Source organism: Streptococcus sp. 27098_8_134 (assembly GCF_041431675.1).
Classification (GTDB): domain Bacteria; phylum Bacillota; class Bacilli; order Lactobacillales; family Streptococcaceae; genus Streptococcus; species Streptococcus sanguinis_R.
The window spans coordinates 105,781-125,272 of sequence record NZ_JAPVYD010000003.1; the positions used below are offsets into that span (position 1 = coordinate 105,781).

At 42.1% G+C, this 19,492-nt stretch carries 19 protein-coding genes; all 19 read left to right on the forward strand.

Features of this window, described 5'->3' with window-relative positions; translation table 11 throughout:
• Positions 1–166 precede the first annotated feature (166 nt).
• The 19 genes from O3620_RS07855 to glf all read left to right on the forward strand — a co-directional run bounded on the left by O3620_RS07855 (position 167) and on the right by glf (position 19,491).
• Positions 167–310 (forward strand): hypothetical protein, encoded by a 144-nt coding sequence (locus tag O3620_RS07855; RefSeq protein WP_002899268.1) that lies wholly within the window; start codon positions 167–169, stop codon positions 308–310.
• Positions 311–348: 38 nt separating this feature from the next.
• Positions 349–1,896 carry a heme transporter CcmD gene (locus O3620_RS07860; RefSeq protein ID WP_125330734.1) on the forward strand — a complete coding sequence of 516 codons (1,548 nt, stop codon included), beginning with the start codon at positions 349–351 and terminating at the stop codon, positions 1,894–1,896.
• Between the two features lie 222 nt (positions 1,897–2,118).
• Entirely contained in the window at positions 2,119–4,314 is a 2,196-nt protein-coding gene (gene nrdD, locus O3620_RS07865; protein ID WP_002916700.1) for an anaerobic ribonucleoside-triphosphate reductase, read from the forward strand.
• A 1-nt stretch (position 4,315) separates the two neighbouring features.
• Positions 4,316–4,456, forward strand: a complete 141-nt coding sequence (locus O3620_RS07870; protein WP_002902050.1) for a hypothetical protein — start codon at positions 4,316–4,318, stop codon at positions 4,454–4,456.
• A gap of 52 nt (positions 4,457–4,508) precedes the next feature.
• Complete coding sequence (locus O3620_RS07875) at positions 4,509–5,006, forward strand: GNAT family N-acetyltransferase (protein ID WP_004192583.1); 498 nt, start codon at positions 4,509–4,511, stop codon at positions 5,004–5,006.
• A 9-nt stretch (positions 5,007–5,015) separates the two neighbouring features.
• On the forward strand, positions 5,016–5,561 hold the full coding sequence (locus O3620_RS07880; protein WP_002907772.1) for a GNAT family N-acetyltransferase: 546 nt from the start codon (positions 5,016–5,018) through the stop codon (positions 5,559–5,561).
• Positions 5,527–6,126, forward strand: coding sequence for an anaerobic ribonucleoside-triphosphate reductase activating protein (gene nrdG, locus O3620_RS07885; protein ID WP_002899261.1), 600 nt, complete (start codon positions 5,527–5,529; stop codon positions 6,124–6,126). Before O3620_RS07880 ends, nrdG begins: the two co-directional genes overlap by 35 nt.
• Positions 6,127–6,331: 205 nt before the next feature.
• Positions 6,332–7,840 carry an LCP family protein gene (locus O3620_RS07890; RefSeq protein ID WP_371601623.1) on the forward strand — a complete coding sequence of 503 codons (1,509 nt, stop codon included), beginning with the start codon at positions 6,332–6,334 and terminating at the stop codon, positions 7,838–7,840.
• Positions 7,837–8,568, forward strand: coding sequence for a capsular polysaccharide biosynthesis protein Cps4B (gene cps4B, locus O3620_RS07895; RefSeq protein ID WP_004192576.1), 732 nt, complete (start codon positions 7,837–7,839; stop codon positions 8,566–8,568). Before O3620_RS07890 ends, cps4B begins: the two co-directional genes overlap by 4 nt.
• A gap of 7 nt (positions 8,569–8,575) precedes the next feature.
• Entirely contained in the window at positions 8,576–9,271 is a 696-nt protein-coding gene (locus O3620_RS07900; RefSeq protein WP_002894051.1) for a Wzz/FepE/Etk N-terminal domain-containing protein, read from the forward strand.
• A gap of 10 nt (positions 9,272–9,281) precedes the next feature.
• Positions 9,282–9,980 (forward strand): polysaccharide biosynthesis tyrosine autokinase, encoded by a 699-nt coding sequence (locus O3620_RS07905; protein ID WP_002911466.1) that lies wholly within the window; start codon positions 9,282–9,284, stop codon positions 9,978–9,980.
• A gap of 38 nt (positions 9,981–10,018) precedes the next feature.
• Positions 10,019–11,395, forward strand: a complete 1,377-nt coding sequence (locus tag O3620_RS07910) for a sugar transferase (RefSeq protein ID WP_002905546.1) — start codon at positions 10,019–10,021, stop codon at positions 11,393–11,395.
• A 30-nt stretch (positions 11,396–11,425) separates the two neighbouring features.
• Complete coding sequence (gene cps2T, locus O3620_RS07915; RefSeq protein WP_371601624.1) at positions 11,426–12,598, forward strand: beta 1-4 rhamnosyltransferase Cps2T; 1,173 nt, start codon at positions 11,426–11,428, stop codon at positions 12,596–12,598.
• Positions 12,599–12,601: 3 nt separating this feature from the next.
• On the forward strand, positions 12,602–13,759 hold the full coding sequence (locus O3620_RS07920) for a glycosyltransferase family 4 protein (protein ID WP_060976479.1): 1,158 nt from the start codon (positions 12,602–12,604) through the stop codon (positions 13,757–13,759).
• A gap of 2 nt (positions 13,760–13,761) precedes the next feature.
• The gene (locus O3620_RS07925; protein ID WP_002931897.1) at positions 13,762–14,760 is read left to right on the forward strand and encodes a stealth conserved region 3 domain-containing protein; all 999 of its coding nucleotides are present in this window, start codon (positions 13,762–13,764) and stop codon (positions 14,758–14,760) included.
• Between the two features lie 34 nt (positions 14,761–14,794).
• Complete coding sequence (locus O3620_RS07930; protein ID WP_101771873.1) at positions 14,795–15,766, forward strand: glycosyltransferase family 2 protein; 972 nt, start codon at positions 14,795–14,797, stop codon at positions 15,764–15,766.
• 42 nt (positions 15,767–15,808) lie between these two features.
• Positions 15,809–16,969 carry a hypothetical protein gene (locus O3620_RS07935; protein WP_002931901.1) on the forward strand — a complete coding sequence of 387 codons (1,161 nt, stop codon included), beginning with the start codon at positions 15,809–15,811 and terminating at the stop codon, positions 16,967–16,969.
• Positions 16,966–18,378 (forward strand): flippase, encoded by a 1,413-nt coding sequence (locus O3620_RS07940; protein WP_101771874.1) that lies wholly within the window; start codon positions 16,966–16,968, stop codon positions 18,376–18,378. The genes O3620_RS07935 and O3620_RS07940 overlap by 4 nt, the downstream gene beginning before the upstream one ends.
• Before the next feature lie 9 nt (positions 18,379–18,387).
• Positions 18,388–19,491 (forward strand): UDP-galactopyranose mutase, encoded by a 1,104-nt coding sequence (gene glf, locus O3620_RS07945; protein WP_060976475.1) that lies wholly within the window; start codon positions 18,388–18,390, stop codon positions 19,489–19,491.
• The last annotated feature ends 1 nt before the right edge of the window (position 19,492 follow it).

The following is a 19,492-nucleotide window of genomic DNA, read 5'->3' on the forward strand; positions in this document are numbered from 1 at the left end:
GGCAAGTTCTGCAGAAATATACAGAAAGTCTGAGGCGGAAGTTTCAGATTTTTTGCTTGTGTTTTTGAGGTTCGTGCTGAGATATCTTTTTGTCATTTTTGCTTTTATATGGGGATGGATTTTTGCTCTGTTTTTACGAATGTAAAAAATAAAGGAATTTTTTAAGATGACAATGGAGAAAATTTCCAGTCAGCCACTTGCTTATGAAACGAGAGAATATCGCTGTTTTCGGGAATTGGAGGAGCTGGCTAGAAGCTATAATGCTCAGAAGAAGGGTCAAGAGAAAGCTGACAGGAGGACAGGAATTTGATATACTAGATGGGACTGATATCAAGGAGAATATTTTATATGCATGATACAACGGAAGAAAAAGTTTTAGAGGTTTCAGAGGAGCAGCTGACTAGGGCTGAAAGGTCTGAGCAAAAATTCACCAAGCCAGAGCCGACGCCCTATTTTTTGACCCTCTTATGCAGTTTGGCTATCAGCCTGCTGAGTGTGGTCAATCCTTTTTTGACCAATCTAGCAACGAATTTACAAAGTCAGAATCTCTATGCCGGCTGGGCCATGACTCAGGGCCAGGTGCCTTATTCGCAAATATATGGGACCAGTGGCCTGCTTTACTATCTGATGGCTTGGACCAGCAGCCTGGCTTTTGGCCAGCTTTTGTGGATGGTCTTTCAGACGCTGGCTCTGTGGTTGGCTGGACTTTTCCTGCACAAGACCTTGGTGCTCTTACAGCCTAAACAGGACCTATCGCGCAGCCTCTTGCTGCTCTTTTACCTGCTAGTCTTTGCCCTTGGATTTGGCGGTCTTTACTCTAGTATTTTTGTTCTGCCCTTTATTTTTTGGAATCTATCTTTCTTGGTGCGCTATCTGCAGGATTCAATCAAGGATGAAAAGTTCATTGTCTATGGAGCTTTCGGAGCTCTTGCTTTTATGATTGATCCGGTTTCCAGCCTAGTCTTCTATTCTTTGACTGCTCTGGTGCTTTTGGTCTACAATATCGCAGCCAAGCGTGCGGCTCGAGGCTTTTATCAGCTTTTAGCTGGTCTCTTTGGCTTCTCAGTGATTTTTTATCCTATCGGCTACTTTACTGTTGCCAATCAAACCTTTGGCCAGGCTATCAGTCAGGTGACCTATGCTTGGGATTCCATCAGCTTGATTGGCAGTCATAGTCTTTCTAATTTGATTTATTATGGCTTGCTGACAGTCGGTCTAGGTTTTATTTCTGCTTTGGGTGCCAATCTCTTTTCAAGAGAAAAGGGGCAAGCAACCAGCCTGCGCGTCTTGCGCTTTATCGGTCTGCTAGGGCTCTTCATTACTGTCTTTGCGGCTTTTATCCTGCCAGATCAGGGCAGCTATCAACTGCTTCCTGCCCTGCCTTTTGCCATGATTCTTTTTGCTTTGTGGTTTAATAAAGGCAAGCAGCAGGCACCGGGGCGTCACCGCCGGGATCGCCGTCGTCCTACGATGTGGACTTCCTATCTCTCAGGCCAGTTCTTTCTGCCACTCTTAGCCATCTTTTATCTGATTGGCTATCCTTTGGTAAATGAGTATATCCTTTCCAGCGGTGTCTCTGCTGAAAGAAGTGAGGCGGCTCAGTATATTAAGGAAAAGACCAAGGACGGGGATACTATCTATGCCTGGGACACCTCGGCTAGTCTGTATCAAAAGAGCGGCCGCCTATCAGCTGTTTCTCTCTTGTCTCCAACTTTGTATGTGGGAACGGCTGAAAATCGTCTAGGTCTTCAGAATGGACTTGAAAACAGCCAGCCCAAGTATATTTTGGTTAACAATGATGTCAAACTGCTGTCAGATGTGAAGCAGCTAATTTCCCAAAATTACAAGGAATCTGACCTCAAACTCGACCATTTCAAGCTTTATCAACTTAAGTAGTAAAAAAACAATATGTTGTGTATAAAAAGAAAAAATAACTTTTTTGCCACAACATATTGATTTTTAATTTTAACGTGCTATAATGAGTCTTGTATCGACTTATTTATAAAATACTGTTCTTTGGATGAACTACTGTCGGAGATTTCTTGGAAATTTCTTCGCAAGCGATAGGTTTAAAGAGACTTGATTTGTCCTAAGGGCAGAGAAAAGGATGTGTTCGTGATGATTTTAAGGGAAGAGAAGTTTGAAACTGCTCCAGCGATTTATGTGGAGAAGCGGGATGGCCGCAGAGTGGCTTTTGATGTGTCAAAGATTTATAAGGCTATGGTGCGGGCAGCTCAGGAAGTCGGTCCGCTGAATCCAATGCTGGAAGCCAAGCTAGAAGCTATCACAGACCGCATTGTGGCAGAAATCAGCAGTCGCTTCGCTAAGTATGTCAAAATCTATGAGATTCAGAACATTGTTGAGCATGAGCTTTTGAATGCCAAGGAATATGCCATTGCAGAGAACTACATCACTTACCGCACCCAACGGGATTTTGAGCGCTCAAAAGCGACTGATATCAACTTTACCATCGACAAGCTCCTCAATAAAGACCGCACGGTAGTCAATGAGAATGCCAATAAGGACAGTGATGTTTTCAATACCCAGCGGGATTTGACAGCTGGGATTGTTGGCAAGTCCATTGGGCTTAAGATGTTGCCGCCTCATGTGGCCAATGCCCACCAAAAGGGTGATATTCACTACCATGATTTGGACTACAGCCCTTATACACCGATGACGAACTGCTGTCTGATTGACTTTGACGGCATGCTGAAAAATGGCTTCAAGATTGGCAATGCAGAAGTAGAGAGTCCCAAGTCTATTCAGACTGCGACAGCGCAGATCTCGCAAATCATTGCCAATGTAGCTTCCAGCCAGTATGGCGGTTGTTCGGCCGACCGGATTGATGAAGTCTTGGCGCCCTATGCTGAGCTTAATTATCAAAAGCATCTCAAGGATGCAGAGCAGTGGGTTTTGCCGGATAAGCGGGAAGAGTACGCCTGGGCGAAGACCAAGAAGGATATCTACGATGCCATGCAGTCGCTGGAGTATGAGATTAATACTCTCTTTACTTCTAACGGTCAGACTCCTTTTACTTCGCTGGGCTTTGGTCTGGGGACCAATCGTTTTGAGCGGGAAATTCAGAAGGCTATTCTCAATATCCGTATCAAGGGACTGGGAAGCGAGCACCGCACAGCAATTTTCCCTAAGCTGATTTTCACCCTTAAGCGTGGGCTCAATCTCGAGCCGGGAACGCCGAACTATGACATCAAAGAACTGGCTCTGGAGTGTGCCACTAAACGCATGTATCCAGATGTCCTCTCCTATGACAAGATTATCGACTTGACTGGATCGTTCAAGGTGCCGATGGGCTGCCGTTCTTTCTTACAAGGTTGGAAGGATGAAAATGGTCAGGAAGTCAATTCCGGCCGTATGAATCTTGGTGTCGTTACTGTCAATCTACCGCGGATTGCGCTTGAATCCGAGGGGGATTTGGATAAATTCTGGGAACTCTTTAACGAGCGGATGAATATCGCTGAAGATGCTTTGGTCTACCGAGTGGAGCGGACCAAAGAAGCTAGTCCAGCCAATGCACCGATTCTTTATCAGTATGGGGCTTTTGGCCAACGTCTGGGCAAGTATGATCAGGTTGACCAGCTCTTTACTCACCGTCGTGCAACGGTGTCTCTAGGCTATATCGGTCTGTATGAAGTGGCAGCAGTCTTTTACGGTGGTAATTGGGAGACCAATCCAGAAGCCAAGGACTTTACGATTGCTATTGTCAAAGATATGAAGCGCCGGGTGGAAGAGTGGTCCGAGCAGTATGACTATCATTTTTCTGTCTACTCGACGCCATCTGAAAGCCTGACCGACCGTTTCTGTCGCTTGGATACAGAGAAGTTTGGGGTCGTTCCGGATATTACTGACAAGGAATACTATACTAACTCTTTCCACTACGATGTGCGCAAGAATCCAACGCCTTTTGAGAAACTGGACTTTGAGAAGATTTATCCTGAAGTGGGAGCTTCTGGTGGCTTTATCCATTATTGTGAGTACCCTGTGCTGCAGCAAAATCCAAAAGCACTGGAGGCTGTCTGGGACTATGCCTATGACCGAGTCGGCTATCTGGGAACCAATACACCGATTGACCGTTGTTATAAGTGTAACTTTGAGGGAGATTTCACGCCGACCGAGCGGGGCTTCACCTGTCCAAACTGCGGCAACAGCGATCCCAAGACGGTCGATGTGGTCAAACGGACCTGCGGTTACTTAGGAAATCCGCAAGCCCGTCCAATGGTCAACGGCCGTCACAAGGAAATATCAGCCCGGGTCAAGCACATGAATGGCTCGACTATTAAGTACGAAGGAAATTAAGATGGGAAAGTATCAATTGGACGACAAAGGAAAGGCTCAGGTACAGCGTTTCCACGAAAAGCATTCGCAGGGCGGCAGCAGCAAAAAAGAGCGATTGGCCAAACTGCGTCAGCAATTTTTAGAAAAGAACAAGAAACAATAGAAGTCAGAGTGGGGCGCAAGGCGGTCTCACTCTCTTCGTATCAGGAGGCACTATGGAGCTTAGACGACCGAAACTAGAAGACAAGGAAAAGATTTTAGAGATGCTGGCTGACTTTGAAGTAGCTGGTAGCCGACAGGATGGCTTCTTTGGTGGAGTGGATTTTGTCTACGAGGATTGGCTGGAGACGATTCAGCTAGCTGAGGCAGGTCTAGGCTTGCCGCAAGGTTTTGTGCCTTACGTTCAACTGGTTTCTTTTGCTGCGGATGGTCAGGCTGTGGGCTTTCTCAATCTGCGCTTGCGGCTCAATGATTATTTGCTCCAAGAAGGCGGGCATATCGGCTATAGTATCCGTCCCTCTGCGCGTGGGAAAGGAATGGCAAAGGAGCAGCTGCGACAAGGCTTGCAAGTGGCTAAAAGTAAAAATATTAAACGAGTCCTAGTGACTTGCGATAGTGACAATGCTGCCAGCCGAGCAGTGATTCTGGCTAATGGTGGAGCTTTAGAGGATGTTCGAGGCGGAAAAGAGCGTTACTGGATTGATGTCGATTAAGGAGGGAGCATGGAGCTAAGACGACCAACTTTGGAAGATAAAGACGCAATTTTAGAGATGATTGCGGAGTTCGATGCTGCAAAATCTTATATGCATGGTGGCATGGGCTCCACTTGGAAACGAGCAAAGGATTATGAGGATTGGTTACAAATGGTGAGATGGCAGGAAGATGTGGCAAACTTGCCAGCAGGTTGGGTTCCTGCCATCCAATTTTTATCCTTTGATGAGACCGGCTTGCCTCTGGGATTTTTAGCTCTGCGCTTGTCCTTAAATGACAAATTATTTGTGGAGGGTGGGCATATTGGTTATTCTATTCGGCCCAGTCAACGCAGAAAGGGATTGGCTAAGTTGCAGTTAGAGCTAGGACTGGCAGAGGCTCGAAAGCAAGGACTAGGACGAGTGCTGATTACCTGCGATGAAGACAACGAAGCCAGCCGCCGCACCATTCTCTCAGCTGGTGGTGTTTACGAAAATACAATCGACAGAAGTCAGCGTTACTGGATTGATTTGGAGGATGAAGATGAACAATCCCAAACCTCAAGAATGGAAAAGTGAGGAGCTGAGCAAGGGGCGAATCATTGACTATAAGGCCTTTAACTTTGTGGATGGCGAAGGTGTCCGTAACTCCCTCTATGTCAGTGGCTGTATGTTCCACTGTGAGGGCTGCTATAATGCAGCAACCTGGTCTTTCAACGCTGGTATTCCTTATACGCAAGAGTTGGAGGAGCAGATTATGAAAGACTTGGCGGAGCCTTATGTGCAGGGACTGACTCTCCTAGGTGGCGAGCCTTTTCTCAATACGGGCATTCTCCTGCCCTTGGTCAAGCGGATTCGGAGAGAGCTTCCGGATAAGGATATCTGGTCCTGGACGGGCTACACCTGGGAGGAGATGATGCTGGAAACGGAGGATAAGCTGGAGCTGCTAAGTCTGATTGATATTCTGGTGGACGGCCGTTTTGACCTTACCAAGAAGAATCTCATGCTGCAGTTTCGCGGCTCTTCTAATCAACGCATCATTGATGTGCAGAAATCCCTTCAGTCAGGCCAGGTAGTCATCTGGGATAAGCTGAATGATGGCCTCCAGGCCTATGAGCAAGTTGACAGGGATAAGATGCTTTAAAAACTAAGTAAGATACTTATATAAAAGAGGTTTTACCTCTTTTTTTCTGTTGTCAAAAACAGTATAAAATATCGGTTTTTCGAGAGAAAAGAAAGAATTTACCGAAAATTAATACAGACTGTCCTTTTTTGTCAACAAATTTTGGGAAAAACTAAAATATTTTTAAATATTTTAGTGTATCATAATGCATTTATGATATAATAAAATGTATTTATATCTCAGGGGAGAAAAAGGGAGAATTATGAATCAACATAGGAGAAATGTGCCTGCTTCTAAAAAGGGGAAGAAGCTGAGGCTCTTTAATGCAGCTTTACTGACATTGGTAAGCTTGGTTTCAGGTTTGCTTGTTTTTTCTATATTTAAAAATAATGTTCTGGCGTTTCATCACCTGAACCTTATTTTGTCTGCTCTTTTGGCGGCTGTTATTTTACTGGCAGCCTTCTTTGTATGGAAAAATAAGTTCAAAGTCCTGACCACGGTGCTTTTGCTTGTGACTTTGCTGGTATCTTCAGGAGCCATGTACGGGGTCAAGGAGCTGATGGACTTATCTAGAGGTGTGAACTCCACCTCGAATTACTCTGAAATTGAAATGGCTGTTTATGTCCGGACAGACAGCGACAAATCAGATGTAACTCAGCTGCAGAAGCTGACGGCTCCGACTGAAAATGGGGATAAGGACAATGTGACGGCTCTTCTGGACCACATCAAGAAGACTAAAAAGACAGAACTCACTGTAGAAAACAGCTCATCTTATATCGCAGCCTACAAGGCCCTCATCAATCAAGAGACTGAGGCCATTGCCCTCAATAGTTCGTTTGGAGATATGCTGGCTTCTCACGATGCTGACTATGCTTCAAAGATAAAGAAAATCTATACTTATAAAATTACTCGTCAAGTAGAGACCGGCAAACGCAGGGATGATGCCAATGCGGATGTCTTCAATATCTATGTCAGCGGTATCGATACTTATGGCTCTATCTCATCTGTCTCACGCTCAGATGTCAATATCATCATGACGGTCAATCGCAAGACCAAGAAAGTCCTCTTGACAACAACTCCTCGTGATTCTTATGTGGCGATTGCAGACGGAGGGGCTGGGCAGATGGACAAGCTGACCCATGCAGGGATTTACGGAGTGGATGCTTCTGTCCACACTCTGGAAAATCTATACGGCATTCGCATTGACTACTATGTTCGTCTGAACTTTACTTCCTTCCTCAAGCTGGTAGACCTGCTGGGAGGGATTGATGTTGAAAATGACCAAGAATTTACCAGCCGACATGGTAATCATCATTTCCCAGTAGGGAAAGTCCATATGAACTCAGATCAGGCATTAGGCTTTGTTCGCGAGCGTTACTCCCTTCAGGGGGGCGACAATGACCGCGGGAAAAATCAAGAAAAGGTTATCGAAGCAGTCATTAAAAAGCTGACTTCAACCAGTGCTTTGAAGAACTACAACGAGATTATTTCCGGCTTGCAGGACTCTATCCAGACCAATATGGAGCTGCCTGTTCTTATGAATCTGGTCAATACTCAGCTGGAGTCAGGGGGGAGCTATCAAGTTCAGTCACAAGCCATCAGCGGAAACGGCCGCATGGATCTACCATCCTACGCTATGCCAGATTCCAATCTCTACATGATGGAAATCCAACCAGAAAGCCTTGACAATGCTAAGGCAGCGATTCAGCAGGTAATGGAAGGAAAAACACCATGATTGACATCCATTCTCATATTATCTTTGATGTGGACGACGGTCCTAAGACCTTTGAGGATTCCAAAAAACTGTTGGAAGAAAGCTATCGACAGGGAGTTCGAACTATCATCTCTACTTCTCATCGCAGAAAGGGCATGTTTGAAACGCCTGAAGAGACCATTAGCGCTAACTTTAAAATGGTGAAAGAACTGGCAGAGCTTGTAGCGCCTGACTTGACGGTTCTCTATGGGGCAGAGGTATACTACACCAGTGATGTGGCGGATAAGTTGGAAAAGGGGATTTTCCCCAGTCTAGCTGGTACACGCTATGTGCTGATTGAGTTTAGCATGGCGACTCCTTATAAGGACATCCATAAAGGCTTGGCTCAGATTCTGCGCTTAGGTCTAACCCCTGTCCTTGCTCATATTGAGCGCTATCACTGTCTGGAAAATGATGAAAAGAAGGTGCAGGAACTCATTAATATGGGCTGCTATACTCAGATTAACAGCTCCAGTGTTCTAAAACCTAAGCTGCTTGGAGACTCGCATAAATTTATGAAAAAACGGGCTCAGTTCTTTTTGGAGAAGGACTTGGTCCACTTTGTTGCCAGCGACATGCACAATCTAAGCCAGAGACCGCCCTTTATGAAGGAGGCCTTTGACATCGTCGCTAAGAAATACGGTTCTCGCCGGGCAGAAGCCCTCTTTGGCGGCAACCAAGCATTATTATTGAAAAATGAATTGATTTAGGGGAAAAATGGAAAAACAAGAAAAGCAAATCGTAGAAATCGATATTTTGTCCTTGCTGAGAGCCTTATGGCTGAAAAAGTTCACCATCGTATTGGGAGCGGTGCTCTTTTCTTTGCTGGCTTTTGGCTACAGCGTCTTTATTGCTAAGAAAATGTATCAGAGCACCACACGCATCTATGTGGTCAGCCGTCAGAACGAAACACAGGCAGCTTTGACTAATCAGGACCTGCAGGCGGGTTCATACCTCGTTAAGGACTTTAAGGAAATCATTCTGTCACAGGCGGTTCTGTCACAGGCAATTAGTGAGTTGAAACTGCAAACGTCACCAAGAGAGCTGACGCGTCACATCACCGTTTCCGTTCCGGCGGATACTCGTATCGTTTCGATTACGGTTAAAGATGACAATCCAGAGGAAGCGGCTCGCATTGCCAATGCCTTTCGGAATATCGCTGCTGAGAAAATTATTGAAGTGACAAAAGTTTCTGATGTGACAACTTTGGAAGAAGCGACAGTCCCAGCAGAGCCTTCTTCACCAAATATTCGGCGTAATGTTATCTTAGGATTTTTAGGGGGCAGCGTCCTGATGTCGATCTTTATCATCGCTGTAGAAATCTTGGATGATCGGGTGAAGAAGCCAGAGGACATTGAAGAAGTCATGGGCTTGACGCTATTGGGCGTTATCCCAGATATGAACAGAATGTAAGGGAGAGAAAATGGCAACCTTAGAATTAGTTAGGAAAAAAAGGAATCTTGTCAAACTAACCGAGGAATACTACAATGCTCTAAGTACTAATGTACAGCTGAGTGGCGCCAATATCAAGATGGTCGAAATAAGCTCGGTGACGGCAAATGAAGGAAAGTCTACAACCTCAGTGAATCTCGCGGCCGCCTTTGCCAGAGCTGGTCATAAGACCTTGATGATCGATGCGGATATCCGCAACTCAGTCATGTCCGGTGTGTTTAGCAGTCAGAGAAAAGTATCAGGACTGACGGACTATTTGTCAGGGCAGGCTGCCCTGCACGAAGTTATCAATGACACAGATCTGGACAACCTAGATGTGATCTTATCTGGTCCAGTATCACCTAATCCGACGGGGCTTTTGCAAAGCAAGCAGTTTGATGCACTTTTGACGGACTTGCGTGTTCGTTATGACTACATCATTGTGGATACTTCACCGATTGGTCTGGTCATTGATGCGGCTATCATCGCTCAGAAATGCGATGCCAGCTTCTTGGTGACACAAGCAGGCCATATCAAACGAAAAGCAGTCATGAAAGCTAAAGAGCAGTTGGAACAAACGGGAACTCCTTTTTTGGGTGTTGTCCTCAATAAATATAACATTGATTTGGAACGCTATGGCGCCTACGGAACTTATGGGGGATACGGCAGCTATGGCAATTATGGGAAATAATAGGGATTAAAGAGTTTTAGGATAATTGGGAGATTATTATGTTTAGAGACAGGAAGGAATTTCAAAAGGCAGAACTTGCCTTTGTTCAGCTTTTTGCTGTACTCTTTACGGGATTTTTAGTGAGTCCTTTAAGGGAAACGGAAATCAATCAGCACAGTATTTTAGTGCTTGCATTCTTGCATGTCATTGCTTTTTATGCCAGCGATTTTTGCTATGACATCCTGAAGCGAGGCTATTTAGAAGAGTTTATTTTCACTGTGAGATATAGTATTTTTTATAGTTTGGCAATTAGTTTTGCTTCTTTCATGATGCAAGATAGTTTTTCTATTTCTCGAAGAGGGCTTATTTACTTTGTCATTGTAAATGCAGCGCTAGTCTATTTTGTCAATTTGGCTTTTAAACGTTATCAGAAGACTGTTTATCCAAACTTGAAAAATAGTAAAAGAGTTTTTCTGATTACAACAGGCGATTCTCTGGATAAGGTCTTTGAACGCCTGCAAGAATCATTCGATATAGGGGGCAGGATTGTTGCGGTGTCTTTGCTAGATGATGCTCCGTTTAGCAATCCCAATGTAAAAATCGTTCCTAAAGAAAAAATCGTTTCATTTGCAACGCGTGAAGTAGTGGACGAAGTGTTCATCAACCTGCCAAATGAGGAATATAACATTGAAGGATTTATTTCACAGTTTGAAGCAATGGGAATCGATGTTTCTGTCAATATCAATGTTTTCGATTTTATCTCTATGGGAGAGAAACGGGTTCGAGAAGTTGCAGGCTTGAGTGTGGTCACTTTTTCAACAAACTTTTACAAGTATGGCCATGTGTTAGCAAAACGCACGCTGGATATTATTGGTGCTCTGGTTGGTCTCTTCTTCTGTGGTTTGGCTGCTCTTGTTTTAGTTCCGCTTATCAAGAAGGATGGTGGACCTGCTATCTTTGTCCAGGAGAGAATTGGGAAGAATGGGCGTCGTTTCAAGTTCTATAAGTTCCGGTCTATGTACACTGATGCTGAAGAGAGGAAAAAAGATTTGTTGGCGCAGAATACGATGGTTGGAGGTATGTTTAAGGTCAATAATGACCCACGGATTACGCCTATCGGCCGCTTTATCCGTAAAACCAGCTTAGACGAACTGCCACAGTTTTATAATGTTTTAATTGGGGATATGAGCTTGGTTGGGACACGACCGCCAACTGTGGATGAGTACGAGCAATATACACCAGAGCAAAAACGGCGTCTTAGTTTTAAGCCAGGAATCACAGGTCTTTGGCAGGTTAGCGGCCGTAGTCAAATTACAGACTTTAATGAAGTGGTACGCTTGGATGTTGCTTATATAGATGAATGGACGATTTGGTCAGATATCAAAATTTTGCTAAAGACATTTAGAGTCGTATTGGCTAGAGATGGAGCAAAGTAGGGGGAATTGTTTTTCGGAGTTAGGAGGAGTATGAAAAAGTCAGTCTATATCGTGGGATCTAAAGGTATCCCAGCTAAATATGGTGGATTTGAGACCTTTGTTGAGAAGCTGACCGCCTGCCAGAAAAATTCTAATATCCAGTACTATGTGGCTTGTATGAGGGAGAATTCAGCCAAGTCTGGGATTTTAGAGGATACTTTCGAGTATAATGGAGCTATATGTTACAACATAGATGTGCCTAAGATTGGCTCAGCTCGAGCGATTGCCTACGATATTGCTGCGCTAAATAAGGCTATTGAGCTAGCTGAGCAGAATCAAGATTCTGAGCCAATTTTCTACGTTCTAGCTTGTAGAATTGGCCCTTTTATCGGAAACATCAAAAAGAAAATCAAAGCACTGGGCGGCAAGCTCCTTGTCAATCCCGATGGTCATGAATGGCTGCGAGCTAAATGGAGCATGCCAGTACGCAAGTATTGGAAAATTTCTGAAGCACTGATGGTTAAGCATGCAGATCTCTTAGTTTGTGATAGTGAGAATATCGAATCTTACATAAAAGCAGACTATGTGAGATATGCTCCAAAGACAACTTACGTTGCCTATGGGACAGATACAAGCAGATCTGAGTTGTCTGCTAACGAAGACAAAGTTCGATCATGGTATCAGGAAAAAGATATTGCTGAGAATGAGTATTACTTAGTTGTTGGGCGCTTTGTGCCAGAAAATAACTATCAAGCCATGATTAAGGGGGCTATGGCATCTCATTCTAAAAAAGACTTTGTCCTGATTACCAATGTTGAAGAAAACAAGTTTTACAATCAGCTGCTCAAAGACACAGGATTTGATAAAGATCCTAGAGTTAAGTTTGTTGGGACAGTTTATGACCAAGAATTGCTCAAGTACATTCGGGAGAATGCATTTGCCTATCTTCATGGCCACGAAGTTGGTGGGACAAATCCGTCTCTATTGGAGGCCTTGGCATCTACTAAATTAAATCTCTTATTGGATGTTGGTTTTAATCGTGAAGTAGGTCAGGATAGTGCTATCTACTGGAAAAAAGATGAACTAGCAGATGTGATTGAAAAAGTAGAGGAACTGTCACCGGAAGTAATCGCAGATTTGGATAGAAAATCAAATCAGCGCATTGCGGATGCATTTACCTGGGAGAAGATAGTAACAGATTACGAAAGCTTATTTGAAGGATAGGAAATGAAACGGATTTTATACTTACATGCTGGGGCAGAAATGTATGGGGCAGACAAGGTATTGTTGGAGCTCATTAAGGAACTGGATAAAGATGAATTTGATCCTCATGTAATCCTGCCAAATGATGGTCCGCTAGTAGAGTCTTTGCGACAGGTTGGAGCTCAGGTTAGCGTGCTGGATTACCCGATTTTACGAAGGAAGTATTTTAATCCCAAAGGCATTGCCGACTATATTCGCTCTTATAATTTCTATGCTAAGCAAATCGCCCTCTATGCTCGAGAACACAGTATAGATATGGTTCACAATAATACAGCGGCTGTTTTGGAGGGCATCTATTTGAAACGCAAGCTCAAGCTGCCTTTGATTTGGCATGTTCATGAGATCATCGTCAAACCCAAAGCTATTTCTGACTTTATCAATATGCTCATGGGACGATATGCAGACAAGATTGTGACGGTGTCCCAAGCGGTCGCTAATCATATCAAGCAGTCTCCCTTTATCAAAGATAGCCAAGTGGAAGTGATTTATAACGGTGTCGATAATGCTGTCTATTATCCAAAGGATGCGTCTTCTATTCGTGAAAAATTTGACATTGCGCAAGATGCACTTGTGATTGGCATGATTGGTCGGGTCAATGCTATCAAAGGACAAAATGATTTCATAGAAGCAGTCGAGCCACTTTTGGAAAAGAATGAGCAAGCGGTGGCTTTCCTAGCTGGAGGTGTTTTTCCTGGTGAAGAATGGCGCTTAGAAGAACTAGATAAGAGAATAGCTTCTTCATCTGTTGTGTCACAAATTCATCGTATTGATTACTACGATAAGACTTCTGAACTTTATAATATGTTTGATATCTTTGTCTTACCAAGTATAAAACCTGATTCCCTACCTACAGTAGTCCTAGAAGCCATGGCTTGTTCAAAACCAGTTGTTGGTTATAACAATGGGGGAATAGCTGAAATGGTAGTAGATGACAAAAGTGGTTGCTTAGTCAAACCAAATCGTCCTCAAGAACTTTCTAATGCCATTTCTCTCTTACTAGATAGTTCTGAAAAAAGAGAAAAATTTGGGCGAGTAGGATATCAGAGACAAAAAGAGCTGTTTTCTTTGGAGAGTTACATCAAGAACTTTTCGGAGTTGTATAAAACAGATAGAAAAGATTAGTTATGAATAAAATAGATTTTGTTGTTACTTGGGTTGATGGGAATAATCCTGTGTGGCAAGAAAAAAAATCAATCTATGATGGCTCGGTTAATACTTCTAAACAGAGTATGAATTCAGTCAAGGCTTACCGAGAATGGGGGACCTTTAAATATTGGTTTAGAGGAGTTGAAAAATTTGCTCCTTGGGTCAATAAGGTCTACCTCGTGACCGACCAGCAAAAGCCAAGCTGGTTAGATATAAATAGTGAAAAATTGGTGTTGGTAGATCATACAGAGATTATCTGTAATGACTACCTGCCAGTTTTTTCTGCCAATCCTATCGAAAGTAACATCCATCGAATCCCTGGTCTCTCAGAGCATTTTGTTTTTTTTAATGACGATATGTATTTGACAGCTCCAGTCGAGCCGACAGATTTTTTCTCAGAGGATGGTTTACCCAAATATAATACGGCTCTTTCACCGATTATTCCTGAGCGATATGGAACGGGGAATTTTCAGATAAATGACATGGAGATTGTCACTAGCTATTTCAGTCGAAATGAAATTTTGAAGAATGGCCAATTCTTTGATCCAAAGCAGGGATTAAAAAGTATCGTTAAGTCGCTACTATATAGAAACAGTCGGTTTATCTGTGGTTTCTGGGAGAGTCATCTGCCCTATCCTCTACTAAGATCAACGATGAACTTGGTATGGGAAAAGGAAAAAGCTGTCTTGGAAAGAACCTCGGCTAGTCGCTTTAGAAATCCTTCTGATACCAATGTTTGGCTCTTTAAGTATTGGCAGATTGCCAGTGGTCAATACGCTGTCGGAAATCCTAAGTTGGGGGGACTCTTTTCTTTGGATAATGCCGGACCAGATTTTTGGAAGATACTAAATTCTGGCAAATACCAAATTATGTGTATCAATGATGGATTTAACATTCAAGACGAGGAGCAGGTGATGACAGACTTTATCAAGGCTATGGATCAACTGCTTCCAGATAGAAGCTCATTTGAGATTTAAACTGTAAAACTAAGTAAGAGAAAGAAAAGAAAATATGATCTCGGTAATTGTGCCTGTTTATAATGTGGAGGACTACCTTCATTATGCCATGGAGAGTTTGGAACATCAGACTTACAAGGATATGGAAGTCCTCTTGATTGATGATGGCTCGAGTGATGGATCAGGACAGTTATGTGACCAGTATGCCCAGCAGTATGATTGGGTGACTAGCTACCACAAGGTGAATGGTGGATTGTCTGATGCTCGTAACTATGGGGTCTTGAAAGCCAAGGGTAACTGGATTACCTTCCTTGATCCGGACGACTATTTGGAACCTTGCACCTTAGAACTGCTAGCAGAGCTACAAAATCGTACCCAAGCAGATATGGTTAGTTGTAAAGTAGAGCCGACAGCTCACTATCATCGTTCTCAAAATTTTCACTTTGAAAAGCTTGATCTAGACCAAGTTAAGGTCTACAACAAGGCAAAGGCTCTAACTGAGATGCTTTACGGGGACCTTGTAACGATCTCTGCTTGTGGTAAACTCTATCGGAAAGAACTACTTGAAAAAACTCCCTTCCCCAAGGGGCGCATCTACGAAGACCTCTATGTTATCAGCGAGCATCTCAATCAAGCCCAATCCGTGGCCTTGTACCATCTTCCGATTTACCATTATTACCATAGACCTGGTAGCATTACTGCCTCGGCTTTCACACCCAAACAATATGAGTTTTACGAAGCAATTAATCATTTAAAAGAGGTTGTGAATACAGCCTATCCTGAGAGTTCTGAACTCCAAGAAGCCATCATTTCACGCTTCTTTACGGGAAGTCTTCTTATCTTTACGATGATTCAGGATGGAAATCCATCAGAGTTCAAGCGTCTTCAGGAACAGACAAGACCTTATTTGTCTCTTGTCTTGAAGAATGCTAGAGTTAGTAAGAAACGTAAGATTTTGTATGTTTTAATTACTAAGTATCCACGACTCTATTTTCACTTTAAAAGGTGGAAAAAAAGAATGCAATGAAAAATTGAAAGAAGTATTAGAGATTAGAAAAGGAAAAAGAAAATGTTAAGGATTGAACGTGATAAATTGCTTGTAACAGCAGTTTTAATAGTGTTAATTTCTATAGATATGATAAACACTTCTATGTTAGCACCGATTTTGCCTAATATTCCTAATGTGCTTCCTTTTTTGGCGATTTTGTTACTAGCTGTACGTTTTTCTTATATTCGCCACTATTCTTTAAGTTATTTAATTTTTGCGCCACTTCTTATTTTTGTAGGATTTATGGTTTATTATAAAGCTGGAAATCTTAATGCTTTAATGTATACGATGCTGATTGTCTTTCTTTATGATGCTGATATGGAAAGTGTGCTCAAAACGTATACTATAACAGCCTTGTTTTTTGTCGTATTAATTACTGTACTATCCTCAATAGGAGTCATTCCAAACTTGCAGTTCGTTCAGTCTAGATCTGCCGGAGTTGTTGTTCGCAATTCCTTTGGATTTATTTATCCAACGGACTTTGCTTCCCATTGTTTCTATCTTTATACTGCTTTTTCTTACATCTTTAGAAAAAGATTTATTATTTTACGAACTTTTTTAGGATTGGGACTATCCTATTTTATCATTCGTTATTGCGACGCTCGTCTGAACGCGGCATCTATAGCTATAATGTCTCTCATTTTCCTTTATTTTTATATCCGAAAGAATAAGCCATTACGACTTTTTGCAGTACTCCCTTTGTCAGCGGGTATAGCATCGTCAGTCATGATCTATCTGTCCAATAAGTTTACTTGGTCCCAGCCTATATATGTTGCATTAAATAACTTTTTTAGCATGAGATTGCATTTAGGCCATGAAGCATTTAAAAAATATGACATTCAATGGTTTGGTACTCGTGGAATATCATTTGTTGGTTATGGAGGACGTACAGAATCCGTATTGAGCTATGACTATGTAGACTCTTCCTATGTTCAGATGTTGTTTACCTATGGGATGATTCCAGTAATTCTATTGGTTTGTCTATATATGATGCGGTCGTGGACCCTTTATCGTGAAAAAGATCATCTATTACTTGCTGTTTTGTCTTTGATTGCGGTCAACTGTATGTTTGAAGCCTTCTGGGTTCGTCCGTCTTATAATATTTTTATGTTTATTACATTTGCAGCATTGCCAGTGGGAGAACTGTTATCAAAGAAATCTAAAACGAGGAACTCTGTGTGAGAGTATTAAAAAATTATTTATACAATCTATCTTATCAGTTGCTAATAATTGTTTTACCAGTCATTACTACGCCTTATATCACTCGAGTTTTTTCATCTAGCGCCTTAGGTTCCTACGGATACTACAACTCAATAGTGACCTATTTTATACTTTTAGCAACACTTGGCGTGGCTAATTATGGAACCAAGGAGATCTCAGGACATCGCAAAGAGGTTCAGAAGACCTTCTGGGGAATCTATAGTTTGCAGGTTTTGGCGACTTGTTTGGCGCTTGTTCTTTATATTGCTGTGTGCCTAATCATTCCATCCATGAATAATCTGATAGCCTATATTTTGGGATTCAGTTTACTTTCTAGAGGTCTAGATATTTCCTGGCTTTTTCAAGGGATGGAAGACTTTAAAAAAATCACGGTTCGGAATACAGCTGTTAAACTCCTAGGAGTTGCTTCTATTTTTATCTTTGTAAAAAAACCTTCTGATTTATATCTGTATATTGTACTGCTGGTTGGCTATGACTTGCTGGGACAATTGAGCATGTGGCTTCCAGCTAGAGAACATATAGGCAGACCTCATCTAGACATAGTTTATGCTAAGCAGCATATTAAACCGGTTATTTTATTGTTTTTACCCCAGATTGCTATTTCACTTTATATCACTTTAGATAGGACCATGTTAGGTGCCTTGTCTTCGACAACAGATGTAGGGATTTATGATCAGGCTCTCAAGTTTTTAAATATTTTGTTGACGATTGTGACTTCCCTAGGGAGTGTCATGTTACCGAGAGTATCCAATCTTCTGTCATCAGGTAATCAAAAAGCAGTTAATAAGTTGCATGAAATGTCCTTCTTGGTCTATAATTTAGTAATATTTCCGATGGTTGCTGGTATTTTGATTGTTAACAAAGATTTTGTCAATTTTTTCTTGGGCAAAGACTTCCAAGATGCACGCTATGCAATTGCTATTATGGTCTTTAGAATGTTCTTTATTGGCTGGACTAATATCATGGGGATTCAGATTCTGATTCCTCATAATAAGAATCGTGAGTTCATGTTATCTACGACCATTCCGGCTTTCTTTAGTGTAGGATTGAATATCTTATTGATTCCATCTCTAGGTTATATCGGTGCATCTATCGTTTCGGTATCCACTGAAGGTTTGGTCTGGTTGATTCAGCTTTATTTCACTCGATCTTATTTGAAAGAGATAAAGATTCTTCCATCTATGTTGAAAATACTGGCTGCTTCGCTAGTCATGTACGGAATTTTGTATGTCATCCAGCCTTTGATTCACTTTCCTTCCGTTGTCAATGTATTGATTAGTGCGTTATTGGGATTATTAATCTATGCTGGATTAGTGTTAGCGTTGCGTGTCTTGAATGTTCAAGAATTGAAAAGTGTATTTAAGAAATAAGGATATGTTATGTATGATTATTTAATTGTTGGTGCGGGACTTTCAGGAGCTATTTTTGCTCATGAAGCTACGAATCGCGGCAAAACTGTTAAGGTGATTGATAAAAGAGACCATATTGGCGGGAATATCTACTGTGAAAATGTTGAGGGAATTAATGTCCATAAATATGGAGCCCATATTTTTCATACATCTAACAAGGAAGTTTGGGATTATGTGAATCAATTTGCTGAATTTAACAACTATATCAATTCACCTCTAGCCAATTATCAAGGTCAGCTTTATAATCTTCCTTTCAATATGAATACCTTTTATGGCTTGTGGGGGACTAAAACGCCACAAGAAGTCAAGGATAAGATTGCAGAGCAGACAACCCATATGCAAGATGTTGAACCCAAAAATTTGGAAGAACAAGCTATTAAGCTGATTGGAACGGATGTATATGAGAAGCTAATCAAAGGCTACACAGAAAAGCAGTGGGGGCGTTCAGCGACAGATTTACCACCTTTTATCATCAAGCGTCTACCTGTACGTCTGACTTATGACAACAATTATTTTAATGACCGTTATCAAGGGATTCCAATTGGCGGGTATAATGTAATAGTTGAAAAATTATTAGAGGGTATTGAACTGGAGCTTGGTACGGATTTCTTTGAAGATCGTGAGAGATGGGAAGCGTCAGCTCAAAAGATTGTCTTTACTGGAATGATTGATCAGTATTTTGATTACAAATTTGGTGAGTTAGAGTATCGTAGTTTGCGTTTTGAACATGAAGTTTTAGACGAAGCGAACTATCAAGGGAACGCTGTCATCAACTACACTGAGCGTACAATTCCTTATACACGTATCATTGAGCACAAGCATTTTGAGTTTGGGACTCAGGAGAAGACGGTCATCACTCGGGAATATCCAGCGGATTGGAAAAGGGGAGACGAGCCTTATTACCCAATAAATGATCAGAAAAATAACGAAGTCTATGCGCAATATTTGGCAGAATCTAAGAAGAACGATAGAGTTATCTTTTGTGGGCGCTTGGCAGATTATAAATACTACGATATGCACGTAACCATAGAGCGTGCACTGGATGTTGTTAAAGAGGAATTGGGAAATTTTTAGG

Bases quoted from the DNA above. Each gene is read 5' to 3' on its own strand.
- O3620_RS07935 (WP_002931901.1), top strand. From the start codon at position 15,809: ATGTTAAGGATTGAACGTGATAAATTGCTTGTAACAGCAGTTTTAATA.
- O3620_RS07910 (WP_002905546.1), top strand. From the start codon at position 10,019: ATGTTTAGAGACAGGAAGGAATTTCAAAAGGCAGAACTTGCCTTTGTT.
- O3620_RS07905 (WP_002911466.1), top strand. From the start codon at position 9,282: ATGGCAACCTTAGAATTAGTTAGGAAAAAAAGGAATCTTGTCAAACTA.
- O3620_RS07880 (WP_002907772.1), top strand. From the start codon at position 5,016: ATGGAGCTAAGACGACCAACTTTGGAAGATAAAGACGCAATTTTAGAG.
- cps4B (WP_004192576.1), top strand. From the start codon at position 7,837: ATGATTGACATCCATTCTCATATTATCTTTGATGTGGACGACGGTCCT.
- O3620_RS07920 (WP_060976479.1), top strand. From the start codon at position 12,602: ATGAAACGGATTTTATACTTACATGCTGGGGCAGAAATGTATGGGGCA.
- cps2T (WP_371601624.1), top strand. From the start codon at position 11,426: ATGAAAAAGTCAGTCTATATCGTGGGATCTAAAGGTATCCCAGCTAAA.
- nrdD (WP_002916700.1), top strand. From the start codon at position 2,119: ATGATTTTAAGGGAAGAGAAGTTTGAAACTGCTCCAGCGATTTATGTG.
- glf (WP_060976475.1), top strand. From the start codon at position 18,388: ATGTATGATTATTTAATTGTTGGTGCGGGACTTTCAGGAGCTATTTTT.
- O3620_RS07875 (WP_004192583.1), top strand. From the start codon at position 4,509: ATGGAGCTTAGACGACCGAAACTAGAAGACAAGGAAAAGATTTTAGAG.
- O3620_RS07860 (WP_125330734.1), top strand. From the start codon at position 349: ATGCATGATACAACGGAAGAAAAAGTTTTAGAGGTTTCAGAGGAGCAG.
- O3620_RS07870 (WP_002902050.1), top strand. From the start codon at position 4,316: ATGGGAAAGTATCAATTGGACGACAAAGGAAAGGCTCAGGTACAGCGT.
- O3620_RS07925 (WP_002931897.1), top strand. From the start codon at position 13,762: ATGAATAAAATAGATTTTGTTGTTACTTGGGTTGATGGGAATAATCCT.
- nrdG (WP_002899261.1), top strand. From the start codon at position 5,527: ATGAACAATCCCAAACCTCAAGAATGGAAAAGTGAGGAGCTGAGCAAG.
- O3620_RS07900 (WP_002894051.1), top strand. From the start codon at position 8,576: ATGGAAAAACAAGAAAAGCAAATCGTAGAAATCGATATTTTGTCCTTG.
- O3620_RS07890 (WP_371601623.1), top strand. From the start codon at position 6,332: ATGTATTTATATCTCAGGGGAGAAAAAGGGAGAATTATGAATCAACAT.
- O3620_RS07855 (WP_002899268.1), top strand. From the start codon at position 167: ATGACAATGGAGAAAATTTCCAGTCAGCCACTTGCTTATGAAACGAGA.
- O3620_RS07930 (WP_101771873.1), top strand. From the start codon at position 14,795: ATGATCTCGGTAATTGTGCCTGTTTATAATGTGGAGGACTACCTTCAT.